2 rRNA genes are annotated in these 3610 nt (G+C 51.3%); both read left to right on the top strand.

Annotation, left to right across the window (positions count from 1 at the left end):
* The first annotated feature begins 524 nt into the window (after positions 1-524).
* Positions 525-2051, top strand: a 16S ribosomal RNA gene (locus tag HMPREF2836_RS00015).
* Positions 2052-2356: 305 nt separating this feature from the next.
* Positions 2357-3610 (top strand): 23S ribosomal RNA (locus HMPREF2836_RS00010); the annotation flags it as partial.

The raw sequence follows: 3610 nt of genomic DNA, 5'->3' as shown, positions 1-3610 counted from the left end.
TCTGTATAGTTGTATGAGTCGCCGCGGCGAGGAGGAAAAAACGAAGAACTTCTTCGGTGTTTCTCCTAGTCAGAAGCGGTTGAACGACTTTCAATTGTATAGTGTTTTGGTTTCTTGCTTAGAAGATTCTCAGATTGCCTGTTGGTGATGATGGAAGAGTTTAGGAAAGAAACTTTGTGGTGCGAATCACGGAAAACGGATTTGCACGGCACACAAAACGCTGGTATAGTTGATTGAGTTGTCGCGGGAACGCGGTAACAATGAAAATAACATGAATGACCGTTCAATGGTAAGACGTCCTTCGAATGAAGGAGTCAAGGTGTTGAATCGGTGTGTTGCTTGAGAACTCAATAGTGTGCTTTGTTCAATAAAATCACCATTATGGTGATGGAAACTGAAACTAATACCAAATATTTATTTATATTTGATAATCATCAAATGGTTTCAAATTTAGTCAGCTTGAGTCACGCACCCCCGTGTGTGATTCGCTGTTTGAGATCAGATTATCAAGCTTTTCTATTTTTTCAACGGAGAGTTTGATTCTGGCTCAGGACGAACGCTGGCGGCGTGCTTAACACATGCAAGTCGAACGATGAAGCCTAGCTTGCTAGGTGGATTAGTGGCGAACGGGTGAGTAATACGTGAGTAACCTACCTTTAACTCTGGGATAAGCCTGGGAAACTGGGTCTAATACCGGATACGACCAATCTCCGCATGGGGTGTTGGTGGAAAGCGTTATGTAGTGGTTATAGATGGGCTCACGGCCTATCAGCTTGTTGGTGAGGTAACGGCTCACCAAGGCGACGACGGGTAGCCGGCCTGAGAGGGTGACCGGCCACACTGGGACTGAGACACGGCCCAGACTCCTACGGGAGGCAGCAGTGGGGAATATTGCACAATGGGCGCAAGCCTGATGCAGCGACGCCGCGTGAGGGATGACGGCCTTCGGGTTGTAAACCTCTGTTAGCAGGGAAGAAGAGAAATTGACGGTACCTGCAGAGAAAGCGCCGGCTAACTACGTGCCAGCAGCCGCGGTAATACGTAGGGCGCGAGCGTTGTCCGGAATTATTGGGCGTAAAGAGCTTGTAGGCGGTTTGTCGCGTCTGCTGTGAAAGGCCGGGGCTTAACCCCGTGTATTGCAGTGGGTACGGGCAGACTAGAGTGCAGTAGGGGAGACTGGAATTCCTGGTGTAGCGGTGGAATGCGCAGATATCAGGAGGAACACCGATGGCGAAGGCAGGTCTCTGGGCTGTAACTGACGCTGAGAAGCGAAAGCATGGGGAGCGAACAGGATTAGATACCCTGGTAGTCCATGCCGTAAACGTTGGGCACTAGGTGTGGGGGACATTCCACGTTTTCCGCGCCGTAGCTAACGCATTAAGTGCCCCGCCTGGGGAGTACGGCCGCAAGGCTAAAACTCAAAGAAATTGACGGGGGCCCGCACAAGCGGCGGAGCATGCGGATTAATTCGATGCAACGCGAAGAACCTTACCAAGGCTTGACATATACTGGACCGCATCAGAGATGGTGTTTCCCTTCGGGGCTGGTATACAGGTGGTGCATGGTTGTCGTCAGCTCGTGTCGTGAGATGTTGGGTTAAGTCCCGCAACGAGCGCAACCCTCGTTCTATGTTGCCAGCACGTTATGGTGGGGACTCATAGGAGACTGCCGGGGTCAACTCGGAGGAAGGTGGGGATGACGTCAAATCATCATGCCCCTTATGTCTTGGGCTTCACGCATGCTACAATGGCCGGTACAGAGGGTTGCGATACTGTGAGGTGGAGCTAATCCCTAAAAGCCGGTCTCAGTTCGGATTGGGGTCTGCAACTCGACCCCATGAAGTCGGAGTCGCTAGTAATCGCAGATCAGCAACGCTGCGGTGAATACGTTCCCGGGCCTTGTACACACCGCCCGTCAAGTCACGAAAGTTGGTAACACCCAAAGCCGGTGGCCTAACCTTTTGGAGGGAGCCGTCTAAGGTGGGATTGGCGATTGGGACTAAGTCGTAACAAGGTAGCCGTACCGGAAGGTGCGGCTGGATCACCTCCTTTCTAAGGAGCACATTTAGTTGGCCATGCTGTCCGCGAGTGTCGGATGGGTGGTTTTGCTCATGGGTGGAATGTTGGTTTTGGGTTGGATGAGGCGCATTGTTGGGTTTTGGGGTAACACGCGTGTGTTGTTCCTTTGTTTGCCTGGCATGGTGATGATGCAAATGTTTTGTTTGTGTTGTTGTTGTGTTGTGGGTTGTTGTTTGAGAACTATATAGTGGACGCGAGCATCTTCTGGAATTTGCGTTGAATCAATGCTTTGGTGTTGGTTTGATTGTTGATTTTAGATTCTTATTTTTCTTGATTGTGTGTAAGTTATTAAGGGCACACGGTGGATGCCTTGGCATTAAGAGCCGATGAAGGACGTGTGAATCTGCGATAAGCCTCGGGGAGCCGATAACTGGGCTGTGATCCGAGGATTTCCGAATGGGGAAACCTGGCTCATCTTCATGGTGAGTTACCGCCAGCTGAATGTATAGGCTGGTTGGGGGGAACGCGGGGAAGTGAAACATCTCAGTACCCGCAGGAAGAGAAAATAAAGTAATGATTCTGTGAGTAGTGGCGAGCGAAAGCGGAAGAGACTAAACCTGTGGTGTGTGATAGCGGTTAGGCGTTGCATCATGGGGGTTGTGGGAGTCACAGTGGCAGTTCTAACTGGCTGCCGGCATGATGTTCAGGATGGTAGGTGAACGACTTGGAATGGTCGGCCGTAGAGGGTGAGAGTCCCGTAATCGAAATTGTTCTGTCCGTGGTGTGGCCACCCGAGTAGCACGGGGCTCGTGGAATCTCGTGTGAATCTGCCAGGACCACCTGGTAAGTCTAAATACTTCTTAATGACCGATAGTGAATCAGTACCGTGAGGGAATGGTGAAAAGTACCCCGGGAGGGGAGTGAAATAGTACCTGAAACCGTGTGCTTACAAGCCGTTGGAGCCTTTTGGGGTGACAGCGTGCCTTTTGAAGAATGAGCCTGCGAGTTAGTGTTATGTCGCGAGGTTAACCCGTGTGGGGTATCCGTAGCGAAAGCGAGTCTGAATAGGGCGTTTGAGTGGCATGACCTAGACCCGAAGCGGAGTGATCTATCCATGGCCAGGTTGAAGCGACGGTAAGACGTCGTGGAGGACCGAACCCACTTCAGTTGAAAATGGAGGGGATGAGCTGTGGATAGGGGTGAAAGGCCAATCAAACTCTGTGATAGCTGGTTCTCCCCGAAATGCATTTAGGTGCAGCGTTACGTGTTTCTTGCCGGAGGTAGAGCTACTGGATGGCCGATGGGCCTTCACGGGTTACTGACGTCAGCTAAACTCCGAATGCCGGTAAGTGAGAGCGTAGCAGTGAGACAGTGGGGGATAAGCTTCATTGTCGAGAGGGAAACAGCCCAGACCACCAACTAAGGCCCCTAAGCGTGTGCTAAGTGGGAAAGGATGTGGAGTTGCTTAGACAACCAGGAGGTTGGCTTAGAAGCAGCCATCCTTGAAAGAGTGCGTAACAGCTCACTGGTCAAGTGATTCTGCGCCGATAATGTAGCGGGGCTCAAGTACACCGCCGAAGTTGTGGCAATGA

The sequence above is a fragment of the Rothia sp. HMSC065C12 genome (assembly GCF_001812085.1).
Classification (GTDB): domain Bacteria; phylum Actinomycetota; class Actinomycetes; order Actinomycetales; family Micrococcaceae; genus Rothia; species Rothia mucilaginosa.
This window is presented reverse-complemented; position numbering and strand designations above follow the sequence as displayed.